Source organism: Candidatus Bathyarchaeota archaeon, from assembly GCA_026014465.1.
Taxonomy (GTDB): Archaea; Thermoproteota; Bathyarchaeia; order Bathyarchaeales; family Bathycorpusculaceae; genus JADGNF01.
In genome coordinates, this window is record JAOZID010000015.1 from 1 (window position 1) to 1,135 (window position 1,135).

General features: G+C 51.5%; 1 rRNA gene. It reads right to left on the bottom strand.

The window, feature by feature from the left end:
• Positions 1-952: ribosomal RNA gene (locus NWF04_10820) — 16S ribosomal RNA — on the bottom strand; the annotation flags it as partial.
• Between the last annotated feature and the right edge of the window lie 183 nt (positions 953-1,135).

The following is a 1,135-nucleotide window of genomic DNA, read 5'->3' on the forward strand; positions in this document are numbered from 1 at the left end:
CGGGCCCCCGTCAATTCCTTTGAGTTTCAGTCTTGCGACCGTACTCCCCAGGCGGGGTACTTATTGTGTTTACTCCGGCACTGAGGGCGTCGAAACCCCCAACACCTAGTACCCATCGTTTACGGCGTGGACTACCAGGGTATCTAATCCTGTTTGCTCCCCACGCTTTCGCGCCTCAGCGTCAGTTATAGACCAGAGAGTCGCCTTCGCCACTGGTGTTCCTCCTAATATCTACGCATTTCACCGCTACACTAGGAATTCCACTCTCCTCTTCTACACTCAAGATCACCAGTATCAGATGCATGCTCTCGGTTGAGCCCAGAGTTTTCACATCTGACTTAATTATCCGCCTACGCGCGCTTTACGCCCAGTGATTCCGGACAACGCTCGCCCCCTACGTATTACCGCGGCTGCTGGCACGTAGTTAGCCGGGGCTTCCTCCAAAGGTACCGTCAATAGACTGTATTATTCACACAATCTCCTTTCTTCCCTTTGGACAGAGCTTTACAACCCGAAGGCCTTCTTCACTCACGCGGCATTGCTCCGTCAGGCTTGCGCCCATTGCGGAAGATTCCCCACTGCTGCCTCCCGTAGGAGTCTGGGCCGTGTCTCAGTCCCAGTGTGGCCGTTCACCCTCTCAGGCCGGCTACTGATCGTCGCCTTGGTGAGCCCTTACCTCACCAACCAGCTAATCAGACGCGGGTCCATCCATCAGCGATAGCTTGATTCAGAGGCCATCTTTCCTTCTTATACCATGCAGCATAAAAAGTTTATCCGGTATTAGCTCCGGTTTCCCGGAGTTATCCCAGGCTGTTGGGCAGGTTACCCACGCGTTACTCACCCGTCCGCCACTAACCTTTTTTCAATAGCAAGCTAAATCCAAAAGGTCCGTTCGACTTGCATGTGTTAGGCATGCCGCCAGCGTTCGTCCTGAGCCAGGATCAAACTCTCCAATAAATTTTATTGTAAGCTTGATTAGCTCGTTTTCTTCTTTTTACCCAATATTCGTCTTGACTTTTGGGCCAAACGCATTTACAACTGTTCAATTCTCAAAGAACTCTCTCCTGCCTCCGCTCTCTCGCGGCGACAAAATCTATTCTACCATCTTTGCCTCTCTTCTGTCAACATCCTTTTT